Raw genomic sequence first — 25,454 nt, forward strand, 5'->3', positions numbered from 1 at the left:
GAACCACCGTTGGTGGGCACTCGCAGCGGTGCCGGTCCTGGGTCTGATCTTCTTCTCGACCCAGCAGACCGGCGCCCTGTGGAGTGACACCGAGAACATCGCCGAAGGTCAATCCATCACCTCCGGAACCCTCGACATCGCTGTCGGCGCAGGCGGCACGACTCAGGCCAGCTACCCTTTCACGGCGCTGGCGAAGTCCGGTATGACGCCAGGCGCATTCGCCCAGGCTCCGCTGACGGTGCGCAACTCGGGCAATGTGGCGATGCGGTATCGGCTGCAGAACGCAAACCAGTCGAATCCGGCTGTCCCACTGACGCTGACGGTGTCGACGGTGCCGAATGAGGCCGCGTGCCCGGCAACGGGCAATCCGTCGGGTGCGACCCAGTTGTACAGCGGCGCAATGGTTGGCGCGCAAGTGCCACAGCTGCGCGCGCTCGCCCCAGGCGCCTCCGAGGTCCTGTGCATGCGCGGCACCCTGGACTCGTCGGCCGCGCCGAATACCAGCACCACCGCGACGTTCACCTTCGCTGCTGAAGTCGGATGAGCGACGCGGCCAAGACCGAGGAGCAACCCACCACCGTCTGGTGGTGGGTCAAGTCCGTCGTGTCCTGGCTGCTGCTTATCGCGATGCTCAGCGTCCTCGCGTTGACTATCGTTATTCCGCGGCTTGCGGGTGCCACCCCGTACACAGTTCTCACGAGTTCGATGGAGCCGACGTATCCGCCGGGCACGCTGATCGTCGTGAAGCCGCAGGATCCCGCGTCGCTGAGAGTCGACGACGCGATCACGTTCCAATGGGAGTCCGGGAAGCCGGAGGTCGTGACGCATCGCATCGTCGCTGTGCAGTACACGTCCAACGGCGAGCTTCGTTTGACCACGCAGGGTGATGCGAACTCGGCACCCGATCCAAGACCCGTTGTGCCCGAGCAGGTGCGCGGCAAGATTTGGTACTCGGTTCCGTACGTCGGGTACGTCAACAACTACATAACTGGTAAGCAGCGTTCGGTCCTCCTGATGGTGGTCGTCGGCGGCCTTCTGGTCTATGCCGTGACCATGTTCGTCAGCGCAGGCAGGGACAAGGCCCGCAAGCGTCGGCAACAACCGATCGAGGACGACGCCGCCACCGTCGAGATCCCGGTGATCGACATCGACAGCTCCACGCCGGCCACTTCGAAGTAACCGCACCAACACCCGGCGCCCTTCCACTTCAGGACGAGCGCAGGCACGGAATGGGTCCGATGATCGCGACCTGAGGGGAATGAGAGAAAGACCGATGAAGACACGGACCAAGGGCATTGTCGCAGCAGCCACGCTGTGCGCCGCCATGCTGCTCACTGCCTGCGATCCGATCGGCACCGGCAGCGCCGGCAGCTCGGGCGGCGGCACCACTACGACGGCTCCGACCACCACCGCGCCGCCCACCACCACCATCGGTGGTGGCGGAAACGGTTCCGGCTCATTGGCACTCACTGCCCTGTCGCAGCCCACGTGGAGCGATCAGAACGGCCCCATCGACATCACGACCATGCGGATCGTCCCGGGCGACGTGCTCACCTACCGCGGCACCTTCAAGATCACTCTCCAGGGCACCAACCTGAAGGCGCGCCTCACCACCGACAACGTCACCTTCGCCGGTGGTGGTCAGCTCAAGGCCAAGTTGCAGCCTCAGGTGAGCGCCACGATCAATGGTCTCCCCCTCCCCGCGGGCAACATCGTCACGACCGCCCAGGACGGTGCGACCGTCGAGGTGACGGCGAAGTTCGCCTTCGACCCGCAGACGGCCGGCACTGTCGGACAGTCCGATACGGCGAATTTCCAGAGCATCGGCGTGCATCTCGAGCAGGTCATTTCCTAACTCCCCCCAGCCTCAGGGCCACCGCCGGTCCCCCCTCCCGCCGGTGGCCCTGACTTGATTCACGTTCGCTCCCCGGTCTCGCCTCGAGACCGGGGAGCGCCGCTGTTTCCGGGCTGTGATGCCACGGCCCCTCCAGCCTCGTCGCGGACTTCCGGTCTGGCGCTCTACGTTCTCAGTGGCCGCGCAGGTGTCACGAACAGTGAAGGGGCCCGACAGAGTTCGACCAGACGCTGCGGACGGAACACGCCACATTACCTCGATCGGTTCGACATGAACCCGGGGCGGAGCGCCACAGTCGAACGACGATGCATTGATCGCGAGCTTCTGCACAAAGAGAAGCGGGGCACGATCGACTCTGTGTCGATCGTGCCCCGCTTCGAGGCTCGTCTACTTGATCAGTGCGGCGATCTTGGCCGGCACGGTCGCCGAGATCGGGTCGACGGGAACAGCGCTCCACGTACCCGATGTAACTCGGTAGATCGTCTGGCCGTCCACGATCCACAGTGTGTCGCCCGACGAATCCCACTGCACGGTGGCATCTTCCGAGACCGGCCTGGAGAACACGACTTCACCGGACGAATCCTGGACAACAGCGTTCGTCCCGGACTTCCCTGCGACATAAGTCCCCGAGGGCGACTCCTGCGCACTTGCCGGCCGCGGTGCGGTCGTAGTCGTCGTTGTGGCGGTGGTTGCCTCCGCCGTAGTCGACGTCGCTGACGTCGTGGCGGTGGTCGTGGTCGGGTTCGTCGCGCTGGTCGTCGACTGCGGAGCCGTCGTGGTCGTCGGGCTCGTAATCGTGGTCGTCGGGCTCGTAGTCGTGGTCGTGGTCGTGGTCGTCGGAGCCGTAGTCGTGGTTGTCAGACTCGGAGTCATCGTGGTGGTCGTCGTGGGCGTCACAGACGACTCGTTCGTCGCAAGAGTCTCCGCAGATGGAACACCACGAGCATCGACGCCCAAGGCATCGATCCCTGCACTCGCCGCGCCCATGCCACCATAGATATCGTTCTCGAAGGGCGGATTGTCCTGGTTGTTCGCACCGCCCGAGCAGTACGTATCCAGTGCGGCACCGGACCAGATGCCCTGCCCCTTCCAGCCAGTCGACACAGCGTTCGGGCTACCTGTGGGCCCGTTAACCGTGTGGACCTCGACGATGTAGCCCCTGCCGGTTGTGCCCGCATTGATCTGTATCGATGTACCCGCCTGGTTCGTCGACTGGATGACTTCCGACGGGTTGTTATCACGGCGAACAACTACCCGATACGTATACGGAATGCCCAATGGGGAGTTGCCCAAGCCACTCCAGGAGAGGTTCGCTTTTCGGAGTCCGATTGAACCCGAGGTTGAGCACGAGACACTGGACACCAGCGGCGTCGGAAAGAAATTCGCTGCCGATTTGAACGAGCTTGCAGCAGTGGCGCCATCGGTGAAGGCCGCGGCTGTGCCGACCGTCGAGGCGCCGAGGGCGGTCACGCCCGCGATACCGAGCGCAATCATCGCCCGCGCCGACAGATTGCGTTGCATCGAGAATCCTTGCGTCCGGACCGATTCGGCGGGTGCTTCGTTGTCGGTGTATGCGTGCGTGACGGGTTCCAGTTCGATTGCCTCGTGCGACCCGGGGATATCGTTCCCTGCATCCGAATCCGAATCCGAATCGTCGTCCTTGCGCTTCGAACCCGGCCCGAAGGCCAGCACCATCACGCCACCGACGAGCGCGCCGCCGAGGAAGATCGCAGCCGGCGACGACAGCCACGACACCGCGTAGCCGAGACCGGGCACACTGAAGAACACCCGATCGACCTCGGTCACCGTGTACGGCGAGATGTCGGCGTCCTGGTTGGCGTCACCCTTGAGGATCAGCACCGACGTGGTGCCGTCCGAGGAGACGATCTCGTGGACGCGGTGGGTGATCCGGGTGCCCTGGTCGTTCTCGACGCTGACCACGTCACCGACCTCGAGATTGCCCGCGGGTGTGGTCTTCGACAGTGCGAGTGCGCCCGTGGGGATCTCGGGCGACATCGAGCCCGAACGGAAGATCAACGGCTTGATACCGAAGAGGAAGGACGCGGCCGCGGCGAGCACGCAGATCAGTCCAGCGATGGCGCCGACGTTGAGGGCGATCTCGCGCCCTCGCGAGCGCCCGGACCCTACCGGGTTGTCATGAATCGTCATGCGGCACTCAGGCAGTCGTGGCGTTGAAGTTGAACGAAACGTTCACCGTCTGGTTTTGCACGGAAGTCGGTGCTGCGGAGTCCAGCGCCACCTGGAAGCACAGCGTCTCGCTGGTGCCGTTGGCCAGCGTGCGCGCCGTCGGGATCAGGTTCGTCTGGCCGCCGGACACGAGTGGGAGATTATTGGCGATCACAGTGCCACCGGCGCACGTAGTCCCGTTCGAGGTACCGGTGGAGATCAACACCTTCAACTGCGGCGCCAGGGCCGAGCTCGTCGCGTTCGCCACCATCGTGTAGTTGAACTGAGTCGTACCTGTGTTCTGCACCGGCAGCGTTGCCGCGACCGAGTTACCAGGCAGCATGTTGGTCTTCGTCAGGGTCGCGAAAGCGTAGGCATCAGGGTTGCCCTGATTCCCGTTGAGCTGCAGGTCGATCGAGCCCGTCGAGAAGACGCCCGACGTCGCGGTCGCGGTGTCGCTCCAGGCAGCGAGGGTCCCGATGGCGCCCAAACCCAACACGATTCCGAGCGATGCGATGGCACGGGGGCGGCTGCCCGTTAACGCCGCGCGTGCACGCGAGCCGAACTGACGAGACATGAGGGTGTGTGCCTTCCTGCAACAGAACCGATCAGGCGCCGCCCCGCCGGGGACCTGACCGGGTACGGGTCAAGAGATGTTTACCACCCGATTGCCCATCCCCGAGGCAAAACTGGTCAATCGTCCAGTAGAAAACGGAACCGACTTGGCGCATCGCACCTTCAACGCCGAACAGGCGGCGACGGGAACATCCGGCAAGTGCCGGACCCGACAACCGCCCGTTCGTTCGCTAGTTCGGGATCGACCGATCAGGAAGCGAGGCTTCCCGTGCCGAGCGAACCGAACATGCAACCGAGAGAGCCCAGCGATCCGGTGCCGGCGCAACCGGGCTCTGTCACCGTGCCCGGGGTGAAGCCCACGGCCCACATCGGGTTCGCCTGACCGTTCTGCGTCTGGTTACCAGCGTCGGCGGGCATGCCAACGACGAGGTCGATCGTCGCGACGCCGCCGGCGGCGAGATGCACGAACCCCATGGACGTACCCGGCGCCACCGTACGAGCCTCGGTGAGCGTCACCGGGTTTCCGGCCTTGCCGTCGATGTCCACGCGTGCGGTGGCGATCATGTGCGGCGTCAGCGTGTACTCGCCCACCGCGAACCCGACGAAGCCCTCCCCACCGGACGCGTTGCGCACCTTGAAGGTCGTCTTCAGTTCTCGCCCGGGGACGAGCTCCCCCTCGTTCCAGTTGATCTTCTCCGTGCCACCCCACGTGGCGCCGCCGTCGGACGAGTACTCGACGGTCGGCGCGGGCGCGTCGGCGCGCGCGACAGCGGGGCCGGCGATCACGGCGACGGCCGCGAGGAAGAGGGCCAGCAGCACGCCGCCCAGGATCTTGGCCGGGAACGAGAGTCCCCTGGCCACGGGGGTGCGAACAGTCATGGCGCGGAGCCTAGAGGAGCGAATCTGAGCAAGCGTCCAATTTGGAAATATTGGACGGACCTCCGGATCGGAACTGCCGTGCACCACCCCGTCCCGGGTGGCCTACCGTTGTCTTGTGACGAACGAATCGAACCGCAACGACGCCGGCGCCCCCACGCAGCCCGGCAAGGGACTGTTCTACGCGGCAGTCGTCAGCTTCCTGATCGGAATCGTGGCGATCGTCGCCATCTTCTTCGTCCACTCGCTGTCCGAGGGTGATCCCGGCCTGGCGCTCTACATCCTCACGCTCGCGTGCCCGCTCGGATTCGTCCTCGCCGTCGCTTACGCTCTCCGCTCCGGCCGTCGGAGCCGCTGAAAGGGGCCACCATGCGGATTCTGCTGAACATCATCTGGCTGATCTTCGGCGGCCTGTGGCTCGCACTCGGGTACTTCCTCGCCGGTGTGGTGATGTGCATCCTCATCATCACGATCCCGTTCGGCATCGCGTCCTTCCGCATCGGCCTCTACGCGCTGTGGCCGTTTGGCAAGACCGTCATCGACAAGCCCACCGCGGGCGTGGGGTCGCTCATCGGCAACATCATCTGGCTGCTTCTGGCCGGCATCTGGCTCGCGATCGGCCACATCGTGTCGGCGATCGCGATGGCGATCACCATCATCGGCATCCCGCTGGCGATCGCCAACCTCAAGATCATCCCGGTCACGCTGATGCCGCTCGGCAAGGAGATCGTGGACGTCGGCAGCCGCAACGAGGCGCAGTGGACCGCACCCTGAACCCGTTCCGAAAAGTGGGACGGACGCCTCACAAGCGTGTGATCTCTATCACATAACGCACCGGTAACGGGGCGGTGTCGAACCGAGACCGAATCCCCCGCGGCGCGACTAGCTGGGGCTACGCCGTCTCAATCGAATTCGGCTCTCGAACAACACAAGACGCGCCGCGTTATCAACTGGTGACGTTCCGCGCCCGAACGTCGTACGGTCGTGACCGGCCGGCACCTCGGCCACATCCGGACCCACCGCGCCAAACCCCGTCCAGTGGATCCGGACGCACCCACGAACCATCCATGGACGGGGACGGGGGACCCAAGGTCCTCCGGGGAAGCAAGTCCCGACAGGGACGCCCCGCAGGCATCGGGAGAGCAATCTCCCTGGGGGTGAAGCCAGACCCGCTCCAGCCATGAGTGGTGAGGCCGGGCGACCTCTCAGCCCGAACCCGACAGCTGACCTCGCAGGCGCGTGTGGAGAGGAACCGACCGACATGAGCGGACGCCATCGCAAGCCGACTACCACCGGCCGCACCGTCGCCAAGGTCGCCGTCACCGGCGCCATCATGGGCGTGAGCGGCGTTGCCTTCGCAGGCACGGCCGCCGCGGCCCCCGATTCCGACTGGGACAAGCTCGCGCAGTGCGAGGCCGGCGGCAACTGGGGCATCAACACCGGCAACGGCTACCACGGTGGCCTGCAGTTCTCGGCCTCCACGTGGAACGGATTCGGCGGCGGCGAGTACGCCCCGACCGCCAACCAGGCCACCCGTGAGCAGCAGATCGTCGTCGCCGAGCGCGTGCTCGCCGCGCAGGGCTGGGGCGCATGGCCGTCCTGCTCCTCGCAGCTGGGCCTGAGCAGCGCCCCGTCGCAGCGCACCGCCCCGGCGGCCACCCCGGCCCCGGCGCCCGTCGTCCAGGCCCCCGCCGCCACCCCGTCCGGTCCCGCGCTCCCGCCGGAGGTCCAGGCAGTCGTCGGTGGTGTCGATGCGCTCCTCGCCCAGGCCAAGGCCAGCGGCGTCGTCATCGACCAGGGCGTCCTCGACGCGTTCCACGCCGCCAAGTCCTACGACTTCACCAAGCTGAACCTGCAGGACATCGCCGCCCCCGTGTTCCCGGGTGCCGGCAGCCTCGCGCAGAGCTGATCACGCTCGCACCCCGAACAAGGAAGAGGGCCCCTCGCCATTGGCGAGGGGCCCTCTTCGTCGTATGCGCGTCAGCGGTTGATCACGGTGTGCGGGTGCACGTAGGGCAGGGAGTCCACCGGAAGCGGGAACTCGGTCTCCTCGCCGAACGGCGAGAGGTTCCCGGCACGGCTGGACGACAACTCGGTTACCGCGTGATCTCCATCCGCAGTTTCCGGCCACCCTGGATCGACATAGCGCTTCTTCGAATTGTTAGCCACGCGCCCATTTTGGCAGGAGCGCGCGCCGGGGTACAGCCCAGGTCACTAATCTCATAGACGATGACCTCCACGCATGGCACCGAGGGCGCCCCCGAAACCGCGAACCCTGTGGTAGCACCGACGCTGACCGGCTGGTTGGGCGACCGCAAGGACGCCGAACTGACCGGCCTGTTGCGACTGCGCCCCGACCTGGCGGTGCCGCCGCCGGCGACGTGCGCGGTCCTGGCCGGACGCGCCGAACAGCGCGCGTCGGTGATGCGCGCCGCCGACTCCCTGAACACGCTCGAGTTCGGGCTGCTCGAGGTCCTCGCGCTGGAGCAGGCCGACCAGATGCCGGTCCCCCGCCGTCACCTCGACGACGCCTTCGCCGACCGCGTGCCGACCAAGACGATCGACAAGGCCCTGGCCCACCTGCGGGGCCTCGCGCTCGTGTGGGGCGACGACGAGCGCCTCCGCATCGTCCGCGCCGCGTCCGAGGCGATCCCGTGGCGCATCGGCCGCGTCCACGCCGACGCGGAGGCGATGACGGAGGACGAGATCCGGGCCGCCCTCGACGGGATCGAGCCCAGCGAGCGGGATCTGCTGACGACGCTGGCCCGGTCGTCGCCGATCGGCCGCACCCGCGACGCCGCGCCCGGCACGTCCCCCGACCGCCCGGTCCAACGTTTGCTCGCGCGCGGGTTGCTCCGCTGGATCGACGCCGAGACGGTCGAACTGCCGGCCCAGGTCGGTCAGGTGCTGCGCGGCGAGGCCGTGCACGATCCGGCGTCCCCGACGCCGCCGGCGCTGTCCGGGCGCAAGCAGAAGATCGCCGACGTCAACGCCGCCGCGGCCGGCGAGGCACTGGAACTGGTCCGGCACTGCGAGGACCTCGTCGCCGCGCTCGGCGACGCCCCGGCCCCCGCGCTCAAGGCCGGTGGTCTCGGTGTCCGCGAGTCGCGGCGGCTGTCGAAGAGCGTCGGGGTCGACGAGGCGCGCATCGGCCTGCTGCTCGAACTGCTCGCCGGTGCCGGGCTGGTCGCCAGCGGGACCCCGGACCCCGCTCCGCTGACCGACATCGACGACTACTGGGCGCCGACGGTCGCCGTCGACGGCTGGCTCAATTCGGGGACCGCCCGGCGCTGGGCGACGCTCGCCGGGGCGTGGCTGTCGCTGCCACGCCGGCCGTGGATCATCGGCAGCCGCGACGCCACCGACAAGCCGATCTCGGCGCTCTCCGAGGAGGTGCGGGCCCCGGGCGCACCGCAGGAGCGCCGACTGGTGCTCGAGCTGCTCGCCGAGGCCGGCAGCGGGAAGTCGGTGTCCGTGGGCGAGGCGAGCCGCCTGCTCGCGTGGCGGCGGCCCCGCTGGGCGGGGCGGCTGGGTCCGCACGTCGTCGAACGAACACTCGACGAGTCGCGGGCGCTGGGGCTGGTCGCGCACGGCGCCCTCAGTTCCCCGGGCAAGGCGCTGCTGCACGGCGGCGACCCCGAGGCCGAGATGGATGCGGCACTGCCGGAGCCGATCGACTACGTGCTCGTGCAGGCCGACCTCACCGTCGTCGCGCCCGGCCCCCTCGTCCCGGACCTGCTCGAGCAGATCACGCTCGTCGCCGACATCGAGTCGGCCGGCGCGGCGTCGATGTACCGGATCAGCGAGGCCAGCATCCGCCGGGCGCTCGACGCCGGGCTCACCGCGTCCGAGCTGCAGACGCTGTTCGCGACCCGGTCCAAGACCCCGGTCCCGCAGTCGCTGACGTACCTCATCGACGACGTCGCCCGCCGCCACGGCCGGCTCCGCGCCGGGGTCGCGGCGTCGTTCATCCGCTGCGAGGACCCCGCCCTGCTCGCGGAGGTCCTGTCCTCCCCCGTCGCCGAGCAGCTCGCGCTGCGCGCGCTCGCCCCGACGGTCGTGATCTCGCAGGCCCCGCTCAAGGAGGTCCTCACCGAGCTGCGCGCCGCCGGGTTCGCCCCGGCCGGCGAGGACTCGAGCGGCGCGATCGTCGACCTGCGCCCGCGCGGGGCCCGCGTGCCGGCGGCCCGGGTGCCGCGGTTGCGGGTGCCGGCGGTCCCCACCGACGAGCAGCTCGGGACGCTGGTGCGGTCGCTGCGCGCCGGGGACCGGGCGGCCGCGTCGAGCGGTGTCGGCCTGCGCAGCGACGGCACCCGCGCCTCCACCGCGGCGACGATGACGCTGCTGCAGACCGCGGCGCAGGTGCGGCGCGCCGTCACGATCGGCTACGTCGACGCCCAGGGCATCGCGTCGCACCGCATCGTCGAACCGATCAGCGTCGGCGGCGGGCAACTCGACGCCCTGGACCCGGCGACCGGCGAGGTGAAGCGGTTCACATTGCACCGGATCACGTCGGTCGCACTGGTCGACTGACCGCGACAAACGCACAGGCAAAAACGCCGCGAACTGCACGACTGGCTTTTTCCTGGAAATGGGCTATGGTCTCGAACGAGTGATTGCCACTTCGAATTCAGGAGCGACAATGGCCGACCGAAAACCCGGCAAGAGTCTGAAAAAGTCCGCACAGTCGATCAAGGAAAAGCGTGCGGAAAAAAGGGAGCGCGCCACGGAGGCGGGCGAGTTGATCAAGAAGCGGAAGCGCCACTGAGCGGACGCACCATGACCCGCGAGTCGGTCGCACCCGCGACCCCGGACGTCCTGGACCGCCTGCACCGCAAACTGGACCGCCTGCTGCCGGGCGCGACCCTGCCGGAACCCCGGTGCGACGGCTACCGATCCGGGATCGCGTCCGCGAAGATTTTCGTCCTCGACGAACGCGCGCAGCATTCCGGAATTCCGATCGACGCCGGCACATGAAAATTCCCGCGCAGAAAACGACAAGGACCCGACCGTGAAGCGGACCCTGCTCGCCCTGGACAGAATTCAGGCGAGACTGGAAAACGAACTCGACACCACCGCCGGCCTCACCGAAAGAGAGGTCGGTTATCGCGCCGGAATTTCCGAGGCGCTCATGCAGGTGATGGAAACCAAGAAATCCATCGCCCCTCGTTGACCCGATCGTGGAGGGATTCCGTGGTTGCCGGCGGAATCCCTCCACGGTCGTTCCCCGCGTGGCGCGGCGCACGCCGCATGGCGGGACGTCGCCCTCGTCTGGACAATGGTCTGGTTACCGTTGCTAGGAGGCGCACGTGACCGACGGCCCGCTGATCGTCCAGTCCGACAAGACCCTGCTGCTCGAGGTCGAGCACGAGCGTGCGAACGACGCACGGCAGGCGATCGCGCCGTTCGCCGAGCTCGAACGCGCCCCCGAGCACGTCCACACGTACCGGATCACCCCGCTCGCGCTGTGGAACGCGCGCGCGGCCGGCCACGACGCCGAACAGGTCGTCGACGCGCTCGTCTCGTTCTCCCGGTTCGCGGTCCCGCAGCCGCTGCTGGTCGACATCGTCGACACCATGGCCCGCTACGGCCGCCTGCAGCTGGTGAAGAGCCCGGTCCACGGCCTGACCCTCGTCAGCCTCGACCGCGCCGTGCTCACCGAGGTGATGCGGCACAAGAAGATCGCCCCCATGCTCGGCACGAAGATCGACGACGACACCGTCGTCGTGCACCCCAGCGAGCGCGGCCACCTCAAGCAGATGCTGCTGAAGGTCGGCTGGCCGGCCGAGGACCTCGCCGGGTACGTCGACGGCGAGGCGCACCCGATCGACCTCGCGTTCGAGGAGGGCCACTGGCAGCTGCGCGACTACCAGGAGATGGCGGCCGACTCGTTCTGGGCCGGCGGCTCCGGTGTCGTGGTGCTGCCGTGCGGCGCGGGCAAGACGATGGTCGGTGCCGCCGCGATGGCGAAGGCGAAGGCGACGACGCTGATCCTGGTCACCAACACCGTCGCCGGACGGCAGTGGAAGCGCGAGCTGATCGCGCGCACGTCGCTCACCGAGGAGGAGATCGGCGAGTACTCGGGCGAGAAGAAGGAGATCCGCCCGGTCACCATCGCGACCTACCAGGTCATCACCCGCAAGTCGAAGGGCGAGTACAAGCACCTCGAGCTGTTCGACTCCCGCGACTGGGGCCTGGTGATCTACGACGAGGTGCACCTGCTGCCCGCGCCGGTGTTCCGCATGACGGCGGACCTGCAGTCCCGTCGCCGCCTCGGGCTCACCGCGACGCTGGTCCGCGAGGACGGCCGCGAGGGCGACGTGTTCTCGCTGATCGGCCCCAAGCGCTACGACGCACCGTGGAAGGACATCGAGGCGCAGGGCTGGATCGCGCCCGCCGAGTGCATCGAGGTGCGGGTGACGATGACCGACGCCGAACGAATGTCGTACGCGACGGCCGAGCCCGACGAGCGCTACAAGCTGTGCTCGACGGCGCACACCAAGATCGCCGTCGTGAAGTCGATCCTCGACAAGCATCCGGACGCGCCGACCCTCATCATCGGCGCGTACCTGGACCAGCTCGAGGAACTCGGCGCGGCCCTCGACGCCCCCGTCATCCAGGGTTCCACGCGAAACAAGGAACGCGAGGCGCTGTTCGACAAGTTCCGCGCCGGCGAGATCCAGACCCTGGTGGTGAGCAAGGTCGCGAACTTCTCGATCGACCTGCCGGAGGCGTCGGTGGCGGTGCAGGTGTCGGGCACGTTCGGGTCCCGGCAGGAGGAGGCGCAGCGGCTGGGCCGACTCCTGCGTCCCAAGCACGACGGCGGTCAGGCACACTTCTACTCGGTGGTCGCTCGGGACACGCTCGACGCCGAGTACGCCGCCCACCGCCAACGCTTCCTGGCCGAGCAGGGCTACGCGTACCGCATCACGGACGCCGACGACCTCCTCGGCCCGACCATCGGATAGGACTTCACACCCGTGCGACCCTTCGAGTTCCCGGTCGACAAGCTCCACGCCAAGGCCGTCAACGAGACGCTCTCCGACATCCGACGGCTGCAGGTGTCGGCGGTGTTGATGGCCGTCATCCTCGGTGCCGGCGCGGCCGGGCTGTTCTACCTGGCCCAGCCGTGGTCGTACATCCTCGGCGTGGTGCTGGCGCTGTTCGCGTTGACGTCGCTGTTCATGGTCGTGTGGACGCCCCGGAAGGTCGGCAGCATCGAGGACCTGTACGCCAAGGGCAACCTGGTGCCGGCGGTCGTCGCGGAGGTCCACCCCCGCGGCTACACGCTGATCGCGCTGGTGGACGTCGCGAAGCCGGGCGCCACCGCGCCGCACTACGCGCTGACCACCCGCACCGTCCGGGCGCTGCCCGGCAAGACACACTCGGTGGGCAGCAAGATTCCGTCGGTGTCGGTGCTGGGCGACCGCTCCTCCCGCTCCGACAGTGACACGTGGCAGATGGTCAGCGTCATGCCGATCGCGTGGGGCACTCGCGACAGCAAGGTGATCACGCAGGCGACCGCGAAGATCGGCGACGCCGAGTGGCAACTGCTGAGCAAGAACATCTCGATGTCGGAGAAGGTACGCACGTCGGACAAGCAGTTCGTGCTGCTCGATCCGGCCGAGTTGCCCGACGAATTGCATTGACGGGATTCGTCGTTGCCCGACTCGGCGGCGACGGTTTCGTCAGATCATCAGCGCCGCAAGGCCGATGCCACCGATGGTGATCAGGCCGGTCATGACCGCGACGGGCACCGACCCCATCAGCGCGAGTGCCGCGAAGCCCGGCACCGCGGCGACCACGAGTATCAGGGTGGACCAACACAGCACGGTCCAGAGGGAACCCGACCTACCAACATCCAAGTCCTGCAACCCACTCGACCGAATGCCGGTGGACATCGACTGGGGGATCGACCCGTTCGTTCGGAGTTCCATTCCTGGTGACCTCCTGCTAGGGGTCGCCCCAGTCTCTCGCACTTCGGCGGGTTTCGCATCCCGGTTCCCCACCGGTTCCGCATTGCCCGCTGTGTCGTTTTCGCTGATCGGACACCTCATCTCGGCGGCGTGACACCCATGATCGTGGCGAGTTGGGTCGCGATCGGGTTGAGGTTCAAGGTGTCCGGCGCCTGCTTCGGCTTGTCGTCCCACGGCTGCGGCACGGTGGGGTCGGCGAGGGCCGCCCGTTCCGCACTGCGGACGCCGGTCGGGTTGCCCTGCGGGACGAGGCAGCGGACGTCGGTGGAGAAGGGGAAGTCGTCGCGGCTGTCGTCGAAGTCCGGGTCGCGCTGCTTCATCTCGTCGAGGGTCCGGTAAGTGCTGTCGTAGCCGACCGTGCACGGGGCGGGGTTGTTCGTCTCGAGGACGAGGCCGAAGTGGATGGTCCCGTCACCCGGCGCCACGGCCCGTGCGGCCACCGGCAGCGCCGGCAGCAGTTGCAGCGCCGCCCGCAGGTACGGCTCGCGCCCCGGGGCGAGGGACGTGATCTGTCGAGCGTTCGACAGCACCGTCGTCAGGTCCGCGCCGCTGTCGTGGACCAGCGCGCCCACCCGGTTGCTCGCGGCGGTGCCGGTTCCGATCAGCTTGCGGATGTCGGGGTCGCTCGAACGCAGTTGCGCGGCGAGGGCGGCGAGGTCGGTGCTGAACGAGCGGATCGCCGAGGACTGGTCGGACTGGCTGTCGAGCACGGTGCGGCCGTCGGTGATCAGATCGAGTGTCTGCGGCAGGGCGTCGGCGGCCTCCCGGGTGAACGCGCCCAGGGAGTCGACGACCGCGCGCAGGTTGTCACCCTGCCCGTCGAATGCCCTGCCGAGTTCGGTGGCCGCGGTGTGCAGGCTGTCCGTCGGGACGGATCGGGCGAAGGTGTCGACCGACGCGACGAGGTCCTCCACCGGCGTCGGGACCGTGGCGTGGTCGCGGGTGATCACCGACCCGTCGGCGAGGTACGGCCCGCCGTCCCCGCTCGGCTGCAGATCGACGTACTGCTCGCCGATCGCGGACCGATTCGCGACGACGGCCGCCGCCGACGCCGGCACGGACGGCGATCCGTTGTCGAGCAGCAGTTCGACGCGCACACCGTCGGCGGTCAGTGTCAGATCCCCGACCCGCCCGACCGGCACACCGCGATAGGTGACCTCGGCGTTGGTGAAGATGCCGCCCGACGACGGCAGATCGACGAATACCGAGTACTGGCCGAACCCCATCAGGTTGTCGAGGCGCACGTAGCGTCCACCCACGAAGACGATGCTCACGATCGCGAGCACCACGAACGCGCCGATCTGCCACTGAGCCAGCTTCGACATCTTGTTCATCGCCGACAGTCCTCCCCGATGGCCGCCAAAAGCATGTCGGCGAGATCACGAGAACCGCCCTGCTGTTACCCGGGCAACACGGTACCGCTAGCCGTAACCGCGAGTAACACCAATGTGACCGGGGTTACAAAGTGGACATTTGTCCGGATGGCCGCCGCGCGCGCCGGGCTGGCTATGCTGGCACGACAGCCTCGCCGATGACCGCGGCGGCACGGGAGACGAAACACGCTGCGACGGCGTGCACGGAGGACGCATGACCGGCAGGGGGCGCGACGGCAGCTCCGGTGCCGTTGCAGCGGAAAGTGATTCGGACTCGGATTCCCCGGTGCGGTCGAGCCGGGTCGCCAGGCGGCGCGACCGCCGGAAGACGGAGATCGTCAGGACGGCGATCGGGATCCTCGCGGTGGGCGGCTACCAGGGCATGAACCTGGAGGACGTCGCGGAGCAGACGGACATCGCCAAGGCCACGCTCTACCACTACTTCCGCTCCAAGGACGAACTCGTCGCGGCGGCCCTCGAGGTCCTGACCGAGGAGGTGCTGACGCGACTCGCGCAGCGCGCGGCGGAGGTCGGGGACGGGACGGCCACCGTCCTGCTCGGCGCCCTCGTCGACGAGCAGGTCCGCATCGTCACCGAGACCGCCCCGGAGGTCGCCACCGTCTTCTCCTGGCCCCGATCCTGGCCGCAGACGTTCCAGGAGTCCATGAAGGAGATGCGGCGTCGACACGACGCCGTCTTCCGCCGCGTGGTCGAGCGAGGCGTCACCGACGGCGAATTCACCTGCCCGGACATCGATGTCGCGATGCAGTGCCTGCACGGCATCCTGAACCAGTCGTCGGTCTGGATGCGCCCGGACGCGCACGCCGACGACATGGCGGACGTGCGCGCCGCCGTCGTCGCCTGCGCTCTCCGCCTGTTCGTCTAGGGCCGCGCGATGTGCGCCAACGGGCGCGGCTGTGCCACGCCGAAGGAGACCCGATGAGCGACAGACATTTCGAGCTGACCGACGAAACGTACGACCACGTCGGGCGCACCCTGCACCGCATCCGGGCCACGACGGCCCTCCCGCGACACGGGGTCGTCGAAGGCGATCTCGGCGGCTGGGTGGAGACCGCCGACAACCTGTCCGGCAATGCGTGGGTGTCCGGCAACGCGTGGGTGTTCGGCAACGCGAAGGTGTCCGACGACGCGGAAGTGTCCGGCAACGCGCAGGTGTCCGACGACGCGGAAGTCTCCGGCAACGCACAGGTGTCGGGCGACGCGGGAGTGTCCGGCGACGCACGGGTGTCAGGCGACGCGGAGGTGTCCGGAAACACCGAAGTGTCCGGCAACGCACAGGTGTCCGGCAACGCGAAGGTGTCGGGCGACGCACGGGTGTTCGGCGACGCGGAGGTGTCCGGCAACGCGGACGTGTCGGGCAACGCGTGGGTGTCCGGCGGGGCCGTCGTCACCGACGGTCAGGACATTCTGGTCGTCCACCCCATCGGTTCCGAGTCCGCCACCGCGACCCTCACCCGAACCCGGGACGGACACCAGCTCTCGGTGTGGTGCTGGCGTGACCGCACGATCGACCAGCTCGATGCCGAGGTCGAACGACGATCCGAATCCTGGCGTGGTTCGCCGGCCGACCACGACCGGTGGCGCGCCGAGTACCGGGCGCTGCGGGCACTGTGCGAGGCACGGATCGCGGGATGGGAGACCCGATGACCGGCACGATCTCCACGTCGACGACTGCCGCCCCGATGTTCGACCCATCGGTCGAATTTTGAAATTTATGGTCGATCTCGCGTCCTAGCAGTCGAATTTTCATGTTACGGTCCCGTCGGGACGTGGGCTGAACGCCCCCGGGACGAGCAGGAGGCGACGAAATGGCCTACTTCAAGAGGGAGAGCGCCCACGCGTTCCACCCCACCAGCCATGTCAGTGGCGCCTGGAACGAGGACGAGCAGCACATCGCCCCCGCCATCGGCCTGCTGGCGCACATGGTCGAATGCGACCGCGATCAGCGCCGCGACGACGGCCTCGTGATCGGGCGACTGTCCTACGACATCCTCGGCACGCTCCCGATGGACACGGTCGAGACGTCGGTGAACGTCGTCCGACCCGGCCGCACCATCGAACTGGTGGAGGCCACACTTGCCCACGGCGGACGCCCGGCCGTGCGGATGCGCGCCTGGCTGATGCAGCCGGGCGACACCGGCAGCCTGCAGGGAACGTCGTTCTCCCGGATCCCGCGGCCCGAGGAGATGGAGCCCTGGGACCCGACCGAGGTCTGGGCCGGGGGCTGCATCGCCACCATCGAGGTGCGTCGTGTCCAGGTCGAGCCGGGGCGGGCCGCGTTCTGGATCCGCACGCCGCGGTCGCTCGTCGACGGCGAGCAAGTCAGTGCCCTGGCGCGGGCGACAGGCATGTTCGATTTCGCCAACGGGATGGCCGCGCGTGCGAACCCGCGGGACGTCGCGTTCCCCAACATCGATCTCACCGCGCACCTGTTCACCGAGCCGTACGGGGAATGGCTCGGCTTCGACACCACCGTGTCGTTCGGACCCACCGGGCTCGGCCTGACGAGCAGCGTCATCCACGACGTGCACGGACCGGTCGGAACGGTGAACCAGATCCTCACCGTGCGCCCCTGAGGTCTGCGCGCGGCGCGCACGACGAGCGGCCCCGGCGGTCCTAGGATCGCACCATGGGCGTCGCGACACTGGCGGACTCGTTCGAAGCGCACCGCGGACACCTGATGTCCGCCGCGTACCGGCTCACCGGCAGCGTCAGCGACGCCGAGGACGCCGTGCAGGAGGCCTGGCTACGCCTGGCCGACACCGATGCGGATGCCATCCGGGACCTGCGCGCGTGGCTGACGACGGTCGTCGGGCGCATCTGCCTCGACCGGCTGCGGTCCGCGACCGTCCGCCGCGAGCGCTACATCGGGCAGTGGCTCCCCGAGCCGATCGTCACGGACCGGACGCCGTCGCGGGCACCCGATCCTTTGGAATCGGTTGTCCAGCAAGAGGACAACCGTATAGCGGCTCTGGTCGTCCTCGACACGCTCTCCCCCGACCAGCGGGTCGCCTTCGTCCTGCACGACGGCTTCGCGGTGCCGTTCGGCGAGATCGCGGACCTCCTGTCGGTCAGCGTCGCGAGCGCGCGTCAGCTCGCGTCCCGTGCCCGACGCGCGCTCGCCGACGCGCCGCCACCGGTCCCGGAGGCCGAACACGACGAGGCCGTCACCCGACTGGTGACGGCCCTGGCCAGCGGCGACCTCGACGCGGTAATCGCAGCCCTGCACCCGGACGCGATCACGATCGGCGACGCGAACGGCACCACTCGCACCGCGGTCAACGTCATCACCGGCGCCGACCACTCGGCCCGGTTCTTCCTCGGCCTCGCCCACAAGTACGGCGTGGACACATTCCTCGCGGCGACCCCGGTGCGCGTCAACGGCCGACTCGGGTTCCTCAGCCATGGCTCCCCCGGCGACGCGACCCACCCCGGTTACCCGGGGCGGGTCACCGCGTTCACCGTGCGCGACGACCGCGTGTGGGCGGCCTACGACATCGCGAATCCCGAAAAGCTGGGTGGGATCAGGCTTTCCGTTCGGCCTCCGTAGCCGTGTCCCACGGCACCCGGCACGCGTCGCCCGAGTTGAAGCCCTGTTCGTGGATGCCGAGCGCCGAGTAGGTCCGCGAGCGCATGTTCTCGAGCCCGACCTGATAGGTCAGTTCGACGACGCCGTCGCGTCCGAAGCGCCGCTCGAGGTCGGCCACCTGCTCGTCGGTCGCGGTCGTGGGGGTCTGGGTCATCGCGTCGGCGTAGGCGATCGCCGCCCGCTCGTCGTCGCTGTAGAGCGGCGACGTCTCGTACTCGCCGATGTGCTGCAGCCGTTCCACGTCGAGCCCCTCGAGCCGCTGCAGCATGGTGCCGAAGTCGACGCACCAGGAGCAGCCGACGGTCCACGCGACCCGGTAGACGGCGATGTCCCGGACGTTGGGCGGCAGCACCGTCGACGCCTTCTGGGCTCCCATTTCGTGGCGGGCCGAGACGGTGAACAGCTTGCGATGGTTGGCAAGCACCGCGAAGGGCTCCGGGACCTCGCCGAACTGTCGACGCGTGAACCAGTACGCGGCCTTCACCAGCGGGCCGGCCTCCTGCGGGGTCACCGCACGAATTCGAGCCATGACATCCTCCGTTCTCGGTCGGCGCGACGTTTGCGCGCCGTCTACTCCATGGACGAGGCGGCGGCCCGGAACGTGACACGGCCGAGTTCGTGCGGCACCCGCGCCCCCGCTACGCTGGACAAATGCCCGCAGCGCCTCGCTCCCGTACGGTCTCGCGACTGCAACCCTTCGCATCCACTATCTTCGCCGAGATGACGGCACTCGCCACCGAGCACGACGCGATCAACCTCGGGCAGGGATACCCCGACACGGACGGTCCGGCGGCCATGCTCGATGTCGCGCGGCAGGCCATCGCCGACGGCCTCAACCAGTACCCGCCGGGCCCGGGAATGCCGGTCCTACGCCACGCGATCGCCGCCGACCGCGCCGCGCGGTACGGAATCGTCCACGATCCGGACCGGGAGGTCCTCGTCACCGTCGGGGCGACGGAGGCCATCAGCGCCGCGATCCTCGGACTGGTCGAACCGGGTGACGAGGTGGTGCTCGTCGAGCCGTACTACGACTCGTACGCCGCGGCGGTGGCGCTGGCGGGCGCGACCCGGCGGTCGGTGCCGATGGTGCGCGACGGGGACCGGTTCGCGCTCGACCTCGACGCCCTGCGTGCCGCGGTCACACCGAAGACCCGGATGCTCGTGGTCAACTCGCCGCACAACCCGACCGGGACGGTGCTCACCGACGCGGAGCTGACCGCGGTGGCCCAGTTGGCCTGCGAGCGCGACCTGCTGGTGCTGAGCGACGAGGTGTACGAGCACCTCGTGTTCGACGGCCGCACCCACACCCCGATGGCCTCGCTGCCCGGCATGTACGAACGCACGGTCACCGTGTCGAGTGCCGCGAAGACGTTCAACGTCACCGGCTGGAAGACCGGCTGGGCCTGCGGGCCGGCCGAACTGGTCGACGCCGTCCGCGCGGCGAAGCAGTTCATGTCGTTCGTGGCGGGTGGGCCGTTCCAGCCGGCGGTCGCGCACGCGCTCGAGCACGAGCAGGCCTGGGTGGTCGAGATGCGCAACGGCCTGCAGCGCAAGCGCGACCTGCTCGCCGCGGCCCTGCGCGACGCCGGGTTCGGCGTGTACTCCGGCGGCGGAACCTACTTCCTGTGCGCCGACATCACCGCGCTGGGCACCCGCGACGGCGTCGAGTTCTGCCGGACGCTACCCGAGCGCATCGGCGTGGCCGCGGTCCCGATCAGCGTGTTCACCGACCGTCCCGATCAGTGGAATCACCTGGTGCGCTTCGCCTTCTGCAAGCGTGACGACGTGCTGGCGGAGGCCGCCGAGCGGCTGCGCCGGCTGGAGGTGTCCGGGTGAGCCTGGCGACCATCCCGGCGGACTTCCTCCGTCGCGCCCTTCGCCTCGCCGAGACCGCCGGTGCCGACCTGACGACGGCCTTCGAGGCGTCGGACATCGACGTCGGCGTGCTGGAGGACCCGCGGGCCCGGCTGACGCCGGAACAGGTCACCGTCTTCACCCAGGCCACCTGGCATCTCACGGACGACGAACTGTTCGGACTCGGTGCGGCGCCCGTCCCCCGCGGGACGTTCCGGCTGATCTGCCTGTCGCTCATCCACCGTCCGGACCTCGGAAGTGCACTGGAACGGATGGCGGACGTGACGCGCGCGCTGCCGGTCCCGCCGCTCACGCTCGTCCCCGGCGACGACTCCACCCGCCTCGAGGTGCGGGTGGACGTGCGCGGCGACAACTACGCGCCGGAGTTCGTCGACGAGGCCTTCCGGCTGGTCACCGACTTCGAGCTGATCCTGCTGCACCGGTTCGCGGCGTGGCTCGTGGGCCGACGGGTGAAACTGCGGTCGGTGCTCATCCCCTACCCGGACCCGGGGCCGCGGTTCGCGAAGCACTACGACGCCATCTTCGGGGTTCCGGTGACGTTCGGCGCCCAGACCGCGTCGCTCGAGTTCGACAACTCGATCCTGCGGGCGCCGATCATCCAGGACGAACGGAGCCTCGCCGAGTACCTGCGGGAGTCACCCAATCTGCTTCTCTCCGAGCGTGACTACGACAGCACCGCCTCGCAGCAGGTGCGTCGGGTCCTCGAGATGGGTCTGCGCGGGCGCACCTGCACCGCGGAGGAGATCGCGGAGATGCTGTCGATCAGCGTGCCGCACCTGCGCCGCCTGCTCAGGCAGGAGGGCACGTCGCTCAACAACCTGCGCGAGGAGGTGCTGCGCGACGCCGCGATCGCCGCGCTGCGGCGCGGCGAGCCGGTGGACGAGTTGTCGGCTCGGCTGGGCTTCTCCGAACCCAGCGCGTTCCGTCGGGCGTTCAAGCGGTGGACCGGCGCCACCCCGGGCGCGTACCGCTAGGACGCGTCGCCCGCCGCCGACCGCGGTTCAGGGTTTGCCCGCCCCGCAGGCCGCGGCACCCGTGCGGGGGCGGCCGCGACCGCGCTTGCGGGCGATGACGACCCCGCGGTGCACGATCTCGCCGCCCCACACGCCCCACGGTTCGGCCCGATCGAGCGCATCGCTCAGACACCGCGATCGGATCGGGCATCCGCCGCACAGTTGCTTGGCACGCTCGAGTGCGGCCGGAGCCTCGGAGAACCACAGGTCGGGATCGTCGCCGATCCGGCAGGGCAATCCTCGCCCCGCCGCGTCGTTTCGGGCTCGCCCCACGGGAAAGGCACAGTTCCCGTGGCGTGTTCGACGCGCGCCGACCGCCGTACCGCGATCGACTCCCCGATGACCCGCAGCGACACTCATGGCTACGCGTTCCTCCCCGTTCCGCGGCACGGCGGAATCCGCGCCCATCGGTACAGACCGGGGTCGAGCGCGAAATTCATCGCCGACGACGACAAACGGCGCCGGCGCGCGGAAACGGCTACACGACGGCGACGGGCACGGCGGTGGCCATACCCGCGAACACCTTCGCGAAGGACGCCATCGATGCCTCCACCTCGTCCGCCCGGCCGTCGGCGAGCCAGCCGAGGATCAGTCCGTCGATGGCGGTGGTGACCATACGGCTGAGGATGGAAACGGGCACGGTCCATTCGATTCCAGCCGTGTCCGCGAGACGCACGAGAAATGTTCCGGTGGAGGCGAAGTACTCGCGATACTGCCACTCCGCGATGTCGCTCCGGTCCGGCGCACGCAGCGCCCCGACGGTGAGTTCGTAGAACACCAACTGCTTCTCCGGCTGGACGCTCACCGTCTCCCACAGCCCCATCAGCCCTCTGAACAGTGACTCCTCGACGTCGGCGCCCGGCGTCAGGTTCCCCACCGCCGTCTCCACCATGCCCGCCACCACCTCGCGGGTGAGTTCCCGGAGCAGCTCCTCCTTGGAGCTGAAGCAGTAGTGGAACACGCTCTGCTGGACGCCCGCCTCCGCACAGATCGCGCGGGTACTCGCCGCGGCCAACCCGACGTCCGCCGTCACCCGAATCGCGGCATCGATGAGCTCCCTACGCCGCTGTTGCACCGAAACGTATGGCATCGCAACCTTTCCCGAACAGTCCCCCGAAGGCATGGCTGGTATGTAACGCCTCGATCGGCAGCGTAGTGCCGGAACGTGTCCGAGGCCAGGATTCGACTCAGTGAGTGGGCAGGCCACGATATACACCCTTGTTTCCAAGTCGGTCGGTTGACACACTGCAGGCGAAGGCCGACCGGTGAAAGGACGTATGACCATGGGGAACAAGGGACTGGACGCGGCGCTCGAGGCGGTCGTCCGCACCGCGGCCACCGTCGCCGGATCGCTTCCCGCATCGCTCAAGCGCGTGCTCGCAGGCAGGCCGATCCGCAGCGACGGCCAGGTATTGGACACCGAGATCCAGGTGATGCTCAAGATGCTTGCGCTGCTGCCGGATTCCGACTTCGAACAGCTGCCTCTGGAGCAGTCCCGCGCACAGATCGACATGGAGTCGCGGCTCGTGAGCGGCCGCCCCCTCCCGATGTCGTCAGTCGAGGCACTGTCGATCCCGGGTCCCGCGGGGCCGATCCCCGCCCGCATGTTCCGACCGGAGGGACTGCCGTCGTCGGCACCGCTGGTCGTCTACTTCCACGGCGGCGGGTTCGTGCTCGGCAGCCTCGACAGCCATGACAGCCTGTGCCGCTTCCTCGCCCGGCACGCGGAGGTCGCGGTGCTCGCCGTCGACTACCGGCTCGCGCCCGAGCACGCGTTCCCCGCTGCCGTCGACGACGCGCTCGCCGCGTTCCGTTTCGCCGTCGACAACGCGGACGCGCTCGGGATCGATCCCGACCGCGTGGCCGTCGCCGGCGACAGCGCCGGCGGCAATCTCGCCACCGTCGTCGCCCAACTCACCCGCCACAGCGGACCTCGTCCCGCGTTCCAGATGCTGTTCTTCCCGTGGCTGGACTTGACCGCCAAGCGCCGGTCGTACGAACTGTTCAGCGACGGATACTTTCTCACCGAGGCCCAGATCGACTGGTACACAAAGCACTACACGCCGTCCGAGGGCGATCGCACCGATCCGTGGGCGTCACCCATCCTCACCGAGGATCTGAGCGGACTGCCTCCTACCTACATCGCGCTCGCGGGGTTCGATGTTCTCCGCGACGAGGGCGTCGAGTACGCCGAGCGCCTGCGCGCGGCCGACGTCCCGACGACACTGCGAGTCCACCACGGACTCATCCACGCCTTCGTCAACCTCACCGGCTACGGGCACGCCGGAACCGATGCGCTGTTCGAGGCCGCGGGGGCGCTTCGCGTCGGGCTGTCGTTCGCCCGCCGCGCCGTCGACTGACTCCCGTCAGGACACGCAGAACTCGTTGCCCTCCGGATCCGTCATGGTGATCCAGATGCTGGGCCCCTGCTGCCCGCGGTGGAGGATCGACGCTCCGGCCTCGACCAGTTCGGCGGCCACGTCCTCGCGTCGATCCCCCACCCGGACGTCGAAGTGCAGCCGGTTCTTGGCGGACTTGCCCTCCGGCACGAGCTGGAACAGCACCCGGGGGCGTTGCGGCTGCTCGGGGTCCCGGATGGCCGCTCCCTCCCGCCAGACGAGCACGCCCTCGAACACGGTCGTGTCCGATTCCTGTGCGTGCCCGGCCGCGACGAGGCCCCTGATGAACTCCTCGTCACTGGGTTCCACCTGCCAGCCCAGCGTGTTCGCCCACCACTTGGCCTGCTGGTGCGGGTCCTTCGAGTCGACGGTGATCTGAATTTCGTATCCCATGCGCCGACGCTACTGCCGGGCACCGACAGGCCCCGGGAAACGGCGCTGCTCCGCGGCCACAGCCGCGGAGCAGCGCGAAAGAGCCTGCGAGTCACTCGCCCTTGCGACGGGAGGCGACCGCGGCGGCGAGACGGTCGAGCGTTGCCGCGGTGGTGTTCCAGTCGATGCACGCGTCGGTGATGGACTGGCCGTAGGTGAGCTCGTCGGCGTGACCCAGCGTCAGGTCCTGACGACCGGCCTCGATGAAGCTCTCGAGCATGATGCCGACGACGTTCCTGTCACCGGCCGCGATCCGCTCGGCGATGTCGGCCGCGACGTCGACCTGCTTGTTGTGGTCCTTGCGGCTGTTGCCGTGGCTGGCGTCGACGACGACACGCTCTGGCAGACCCGACTTGTGCAGCCGCGCCATCGTGTCGGCCACGGTCTCGGCGTCGTAGTTCGGGCCGTCGGTGCCGCCGCGCAGGATGACGTGGCAGTCCGGATTGCCGACCGTGTGGATCAGCGCGGCCTGGCCCTCGAGATCGGTCCCCGGGAACACGTGGCTCGCCGCCGCGGCGCGGGTGCCGTCGACCGCCACCTGGATGTCGCCCTCGGTGGAGTTCTTGATGCCGACCGGCATCGACAGCGCGCTGCACAGCTGACGGTGCACCTGGCTGGCGGCGGTGCGGGCGCCGATCGCGCCGTAGGTGACCAGGTCGGCGATGTACTGCGGGATGATCGGGTCGAGGAACTCGCAGCCCACCGGCAGGCCCAGGCGGGAGATGTCGAGCAGCAGCTTGCGGCCCATCCGCAGACCCGTGTTGATGTCGTACGTGCCGTCCAGGTGCGGATCGTTGAGCAGGCCCTTCCAGCCCAGCGTGGTGCGCGGCTTCTCGAAGTAGACGCGCATGACGATCTGCAGGTCGTCACGCAGTTCCTCGGCCTTCGCGGCCAGCCGGCGCGCGTAGTCCATCGCGGCCTCGGGGTCGTGCACCGAGCACGGGCCGACCACGACGACGAGGCGGTCGTCGTCGCCGTTGAGGATGTTGACGGTGTCGGCGCGGCCCGAGCGCACGGTCGCGGCGGCGACGTCGTCGGGGGTGTGCTCGGCACGCACCACGGACGGCGCGACGAGCGGGCTGATGCTGACGGTGCGCTGATCGTCGAGGCGCTGGTCGTTGGCGATAACGGTCATGGGGTTCGGTTTCCTGTTCTCAGGCCGACCCTCGAAGACTGAAGAATCCCAGCGAGCCGGTCTGTCATCCGGCTCTAGGGTGGAAGATTGTCAGCGCGTGGTTACGCCGACCGACCCACCCAGGGCCGGCCTGCTAAACCAGAAATA

General features: G+C 68.6%; 29 protein-coding genes and 1 riboswitch. Of the genes, 19 read left to right on the forward strand and 10 right to left on the reverse strand.

What is annotated here, in order from left to right; all coding sequences use genetic code 11:
* Positions 1 to 28: 28 nt before the first annotated feature.
* The 3 genes from ABI214_RS08845 to ABI214_RS08855 all read left to right on the forward strand — a co-directional run bounded on the left by ABI214_RS08845 (position 29) and on the right by ABI214_RS08855 (position 1,855).
* Positions 29 to 544 carry a hypothetical protein gene (locus ABI214_RS08845; RefSeq protein WP_348608837.1) on the forward strand — a complete coding sequence of 172 codons (516 nt, stop codon included), beginning with the start codon at positions 29 to 31 and terminating at the stop codon, positions 542 to 544.
* Positions 541 to 1,179, forward strand: coding sequence for a signal peptidase I (locus tag ABI214_RS08850; protein WP_348608839.1), 639 nt, complete (start codon positions 541 to 543; stop codon positions 1,177 to 1,179). Before ABI214_RS08845 ends, ABI214_RS08850 begins: the two co-directional genes overlap by 4 nt.
* A 94-nt stretch (positions 1,180 to 1,273) precedes the next feature.
* Positions 1,274 to 1,855 (forward strand): alternate-type signal peptide domain-containing protein, encoded by a 582-nt coding sequence (locus tag ABI214_RS08855; protein WP_348608841.1) that lies wholly within the window; start codon positions 1,274 to 1,276, stop codon positions 1,853 to 1,855.
* Between the two features lie 387 nt (positions 1,856 to 2,242).
* Here ABI214_RS08855 and ABI214_RS08860 read toward each other — a convergent pair whose 3' ends face one another.
* The 3 genes from ABI214_RS08860 to ABI214_RS08870 all read right to left on the reverse strand — a co-directional run bounded on the left by ABI214_RS08860 (position 2,243) and on the right by ABI214_RS08870 (position 5,497).
* The gene (locus ABI214_RS08860; RefSeq protein ID WP_348608843.1) at positions 2,243 to 4,024 is read right to left on the reverse strand and encodes a signal peptidase I; all 1,782 of its coding nucleotides are present in this window, start codon (positions 4,022 to 4,024) and stop codon (positions 2,243 to 2,245) included.
* Positions 4,025 to 4,031: 7 nt separating this feature from the next.
* Complete coding sequence (locus ABI214_RS08865; protein ID WP_348608846.1) at positions 4,032 to 4,619, reverse strand: SipW-dependent-type signal peptide-containing protein; 588 nt, start codon at positions 4,617 to 4,619, stop codon at positions 4,032 to 4,034.
* A 248-nt stretch (positions 4,620 to 4,867) separates the two neighbouring features.
* Positions 4,868 to 5,497, reverse strand: coding sequence for a hypothetical protein (locus ABI214_RS08870; RefSeq protein WP_348608849.1), 630 nt, complete (start codon positions 5,495 to 5,497; stop codon positions 4,868 to 4,870).
* Between the two features lie 115 nt (positions 5,498 to 5,612).
* Here ABI214_RS08870 and ABI214_RS08875 point away from each other — a divergent pair, with 115 nt between their 5' ends.
* From ABI214_RS08875 to ABI214_RS08885, 3 genes are all read left to right on the forward strand, one after another.
* Positions 5,613 to 5,852, forward strand: coding sequence for a hypothetical protein (locus ABI214_RS08875; RefSeq protein ID WP_348608852.1), 240 nt, complete (start codon positions 5,613 to 5,615; stop codon positions 5,850 to 5,852).
* An 11-nt stretch (positions 5,853 to 5,863) separates the two neighbouring features.
* Positions 5,864 to 6,268, forward strand: a complete 405-nt coding sequence (locus ABI214_RS08880) for a YccF domain-containing protein (RefSeq protein WP_348608855.1) — start codon at positions 5,864 to 5,866, stop codon at positions 6,266 to 6,268.
* A 337-nt stretch (positions 6,269 to 6,605) separates the two neighbouring features.
* A riboswitch (cyclic di-AMP (ydaO/yuaA leader) is annotated at positions 6,606 to 6,748 on the forward strand.
* Between the two features lie 7 nt (positions 6,749 to 6,755).
* The gene (locus tag ABI214_RS08885) at positions 6,756 to 7,403 is read left to right on the forward strand and encodes a resuscitation-promoting factor Rpf1 domain-containing protein (RefSeq protein ID WP_348608858.1); all 648 of its coding nucleotides are present in this window, start codon (positions 6,756 to 6,758) and stop codon (positions 7,401 to 7,403) included.
* Positions 7,404 to 7,474: 71 nt separating this feature from the next.
* Here ABI214_RS08885 and ABI214_RS08890 read toward each other — a convergent pair whose 3' ends face one another.
* Positions 7,475 to 7,663: a hypothetical protein gene (locus ABI214_RS08890; protein WP_031937314.1), complete on the reverse strand. Its 189-nt coding sequence runs from the start codon at positions 7,661 to 7,663 to the stop codon at positions 7,475 to 7,477.
* Positions 7,664 to 7,723: 60 nt separating this feature from the next.
* Between ABI214_RS08890 and ABI214_RS08895 the strand changes: the two genes are divergently transcribed.
* The 6 genes from ABI214_RS08895 (at position 7,724) to ABI214_RS08920 (ending at position 13,143) form a co-directional block, all read left to right on the forward strand.
* A complete protein-coding gene (locus ABI214_RS08895) occupies positions 7,724 to 10,027 on the forward strand; it encodes a helicase-associated domain-containing protein (RefSeq protein ID WP_348608863.1) in 2,304 nt (767 codons plus the stop codon).
* 109 nt (positions 10,028 to 10,136) lie between these two features.
* Positions 10,137 to 10,262: a hypothetical protein gene (locus tag ABI214_RS08900; protein WP_348608866.1), complete on the forward strand. Its 126-nt coding sequence runs from the start codon at positions 10,137 to 10,139 to the stop codon at positions 10,260 to 10,262.
* Positions 10,263 to 10,273: 11 nt separating this feature from the next.
* Positions 10,274 to 10,471, forward strand: a complete 198-nt coding sequence (locus ABI214_RS08905; RefSeq protein WP_348608869.1) for a hypothetical protein — start codon at positions 10,274 to 10,276, stop codon at positions 10,469 to 10,471.
* Between the two features lie 34 nt (positions 10,472 to 10,505).
* Positions 10,506 to 10,667, forward strand: coding sequence for a hypothetical protein (locus ABI214_RS08910; protein WP_280760151.1), 162 nt, complete (start codon positions 10,506 to 10,508; stop codon positions 10,665 to 10,667).
* A 136-nt stretch (positions 10,668 to 10,803) separates the two neighbouring features.
* Positions 10,804 to 12,462 (forward strand): DNA repair helicase XPB, encoded by a 1,659-nt coding sequence (locus ABI214_RS08915; RefSeq protein WP_348608873.1) that lies wholly within the window; start codon positions 10,804 to 10,806, stop codon positions 12,460 to 12,462.
* A gap of 12 nt (positions 12,463 to 12,474) precedes the next feature.
* On the forward strand, positions 12,475 to 13,143 hold the full coding sequence (locus tag ABI214_RS08920; protein WP_348608876.1) for a DUF3239 domain-containing protein: 669 nt from the start codon (positions 12,475 to 12,477) through the stop codon (positions 13,141 to 13,143).
* Between the two features lie 404 nt (positions 13,144 to 13,547).
* Here ABI214_RS08920 and ABI214_RS08925 read toward each other — a convergent pair whose 3' ends face one another.
* Positions 13,548 to 14,804, reverse strand: a complete 1,257-nt coding sequence (locus ABI214_RS08925; RefSeq protein ID WP_348608879.1) for an MCE family protein — start codon at positions 14,802 to 14,804, stop codon at positions 13,548 to 13,550.
* Positions 14,805 to 15,057: 253 nt separating this feature from the next.
* On the opposite strand from ABI214_RS08925, the gene ABI214_RS08930 reads away from it, so the two are divergent.
* From ABI214_RS08930 to ABI214_RS08945, 4 genes are all read left to right on the forward strand, one after another.
* The gene (locus ABI214_RS08930) at positions 15,058 to 15,729 is read left to right on the forward strand and encodes a TetR/AcrR family transcriptional regulator (protein WP_348608882.1); all 672 of its coding nucleotides are present in this window, start codon (positions 15,058 to 15,060) and stop codon (positions 15,727 to 15,729) included.
* 53 nt (positions 15,730 to 15,782) lie between these two features.
* Positions 15,783 to 16,511, forward strand: a complete 729-nt coding sequence (locus tag ABI214_RS08935; protein WP_348608885.1) for a hypothetical protein — start codon at positions 15,783 to 15,785, stop codon at positions 16,509 to 16,511.
* A gap of 161 nt (positions 16,512 to 16,672) precedes the next feature.
* Complete coding sequence (locus tag ABI214_RS08940; protein ID WP_348608888.1) at positions 16,673 to 17,440, forward strand: thioesterase family protein; 768 nt, start codon at positions 16,673 to 16,675, stop codon at positions 17,438 to 17,440.
* Between the two features lie 53 nt (positions 17,441 to 17,493).
* Positions 17,494 to 18,414, forward strand: a complete 921-nt coding sequence (locus ABI214_RS08945) for a sigma-70 family RNA polymerase sigma factor (RefSeq protein ID WP_348608891.1) — start codon at positions 17,494 to 17,496, stop codon at positions 18,412 to 18,414.
* On the opposite strand, the gene ABI214_RS08950 is transcribed toward ABI214_RS08945, so the two are convergent.
* Entirely contained in the window at positions 18,389 to 18,982 is a 594-nt protein-coding gene (locus ABI214_RS08950; RefSeq protein ID WP_348608897.1) for a carboxymuconolactone decarboxylase family protein, read from the reverse strand. The genes ABI214_RS08945 and ABI214_RS08950 overlap by 26 nt on opposite strands.
* 122 nt (positions 18,983 to 19,104) lie before the next feature.
* Here ABI214_RS08950 and ABI214_RS08955 point away from each other — a divergent pair, with 122 nt between their 5' ends.
* Together ABI214_RS08955 and ABI214_RS08960 are read left to right on the forward strand one after the other, a co-directional pair.
* Complete coding sequence (locus ABI214_RS08955; RefSeq protein ID WP_348608902.1) at positions 19,105 to 20,289, forward strand: pyridoxal phosphate-dependent aminotransferase; 1,185 nt, start codon at positions 19,105 to 19,107, stop codon at positions 20,287 to 20,289.
* Entirely contained in the window at positions 20,286 to 21,302 is a 1,017-nt protein-coding gene (locus ABI214_RS08960; RefSeq protein ID WP_348608907.1) for an AraC family transcriptional regulator, read from the forward strand. Before ABI214_RS08955 ends, ABI214_RS08960 begins: the two co-directional genes overlap by 4 nt.
* 27 nt (positions 21,303 to 21,329) lie before the next feature.
* Here ABI214_RS08960 and ABI214_RS08965 read toward each other — a convergent pair whose 3' ends face one another.
* Both ABI214_RS08965 and ABI214_RS08970 read right to left on the reverse strand, forming a co-directional pair.
* The gene (locus tag ABI214_RS08965) at positions 21,330 to 21,614 is read right to left on the reverse strand and encodes a WhiB family transcriptional regulator (protein WP_348608912.1); all 285 of its coding nucleotides are present in this window, start codon (positions 21,612 to 21,614) and stop codon (positions 21,330 to 21,332) included.
* A gap of 205 nt (positions 21,615 to 21,819) precedes the next feature.
* Entirely contained in the window at positions 21,820 to 22,431 is a 612-nt protein-coding gene (locus ABI214_RS08970) for a TetR/AcrR family transcriptional regulator (protein ID WP_348608917.1), read from the reverse strand.
* Positions 22,432 to 22,624: 193 nt separating this feature from the next.
* On the opposite strand from ABI214_RS08970, the gene ABI214_RS08975 reads away from it, so the two are divergent.
* Entirely contained in the window at positions 22,625 to 23,701 is a 1,077-nt protein-coding gene (locus tag ABI214_RS08975) for an alpha/beta hydrolase (protein ID WP_348608922.1), read from the forward strand.
* Between the two features lie 6 nt (positions 23,702 to 23,707).
* On the opposite strand, the gene ABI214_RS08980 is transcribed toward ABI214_RS08975, so the two are convergent.
* Both ABI214_RS08980 and ABI214_RS08985 read right to left on the reverse strand, forming a co-directional pair.
* A complete protein-coding gene (locus ABI214_RS08980; protein ID WP_348608925.1) occupies positions 23,708 to 24,133 on the reverse strand; it encodes a VOC family protein in 426 nt (141 codons plus the stop codon).
* Positions 24,134 to 24,224: 91 nt separating this feature from the next.
* Positions 24,225 to 25,307 carry a 3-deoxy-7-phosphoheptulonate synthase gene (locus ABI214_RS08985; protein ID WP_348608930.1) on the reverse strand — a complete coding sequence of 361 codons (1,083 nt, stop codon included), beginning with the start codon at positions 25,305 to 25,307 and terminating at the stop codon, positions 24,225 to 24,227.
* Between the last annotated feature and the right edge of the window lie 147 nt (positions 25,308 to 25,454).

Origin of the sequence: Prescottella soli (assembly GCF_040024445.1) — a bacterium.
Taxonomy (GTDB): domain Bacteria; phylum Actinomycetota; class Actinomycetes; order Mycobacteriales; family Mycobacteriaceae; genus Prescottella; species Prescottella soli.

Coding starts and splice junctions, on each gene's coding strand:
- ABI214_RS08850 (WP_348608839.1), top strand. CDS start 541: ATGAGCGACGCGGCCAAGACCGAGGAGCAACCCACCACCGTCTGGTGG.
- ABI214_RS08855 (WP_348608841.1), top strand. CDS start 1,274: ATGAAGACACGGACCAAGGGCATTGTCGCAGCAGCCACGCTGTGCGCC.
- ABI214_RS08860 (WP_348608843.1), bottom strand. CDS start 4,024: ATGACGATTCATGACAACCCGGTAGGGTCCGGGCGCTCGCGAGGGCGC.
- ABI214_RS08865 (WP_348608846.1), bottom strand. CDS start 4,619: ATGTCTCGTCAGTTCGGCTCGCGTGCACGCGCGGCGTTAACGGGCAGC.
- ABI214_RS08870 (WP_348608849.1), bottom strand. CDS start 5,497: ATGACTGTTCGCACCCCCGTGGCCAGGGGACTCTCGTTCCCGGCCAAG.
- ABI214_RS08880 (WP_348608855.1), top strand. CDS start 5,864: ATGCGGATTCTGCTGAACATCATCTGGCTGATCTTCGGCGGCCTGTGG.
- ABI214_RS08885 (WP_348608858.1), top strand. CDS start 6,756: ATGAGCGGACGCCATCGCAAGCCGACTACCACCGGCCGCACCGTCGCC.
- ABI214_RS08895 (WP_348608863.1), top strand. CDS start 7,724: ATGACCTCCACGCATGGCACCGAGGGCGCCCCCGAAACCGCGAACCCT.
- ABI214_RS08900 (WP_348608866.1), top strand. CDS start 10,137: ATGGCCGACCGAAAACCCGGCAAGAGTCTGAAAAAGTCCGCACAGTCG.
- ABI214_RS08905 (WP_348608869.1), top strand. CDS start 10,274: ATGACCCGCGAGTCGGTCGCACCCGCGACCCCGGACGTCCTGGACCGC.
- ABI214_RS08925 (WP_348608879.1), bottom strand. CDS start 14,804: ATGAACAAGATGTCGAAGCTGGCTCAGTGGCAGATCGGCGCGTTCGTG.
- ABI214_RS08930 (WP_348608882.1), top strand. CDS start 15,058: ATGACCGGCAGGGGGCGCGACGGCAGCTCCGGTGCCGTTGCAGCGGAA.
- ABI214_RS08935 (WP_348608885.1), top strand. CDS start 15,783: ATGAGCGACAGACATTTCGAGCTGACCGACGAAACGTACGACCACGTC.
- ABI214_RS08940 (WP_348608888.1), top strand. CDS start 16,673: ATGGCCTACTTCAAGAGGGAGAGCGCCCACGCGTTCCACCCCACCAGC.
- ABI214_RS08945 (WP_348608891.1), top strand. CDS start 17,494: ATGGGCGTCGCGACACTGGCGGACTCGTTCGAAGCGCACCGCGGACAC.
- ABI214_RS08950 (WP_348608897.1), bottom strand. CDS start 18,982: ATGGCTCGAATTCGTGCGGTGACCCCGCAGGAGGCCGGCCCGCTGGTG.
- ABI214_RS08955 (WP_348608902.1), top strand. CDS start 19,105: ATGCCCGCAGCGCCTCGCTCCCGTACGGTCTCGCGACTGCAACCCTTC.
- ABI214_RS08970 (WP_348608917.1), bottom strand. CDS start 22,431: ATGCCATACGTTTCGGTGCAACAGCGGCGTAGGGAGCTCATCGATGCC.
- ABI214_RS08975 (WP_348608922.1), top strand. CDS start 22,625: ATGGGGAACAAGGGACTGGACGCGGCGCTCGAGGCGGTCGTCCGCACC.
- ABI214_RS08980 (WP_348608925.1), bottom strand. CDS start 24,133: ATGGGATACGAAATTCAGATCACCGTCGACTCGAAGGACCCGCACCAG.
- ABI214_RS08985 (WP_348608930.1), bottom strand. CDS start 25,307: ATGACCGTTATCGCCAACGACCAGCGCCTCGACGATCAGCGCACCGTC.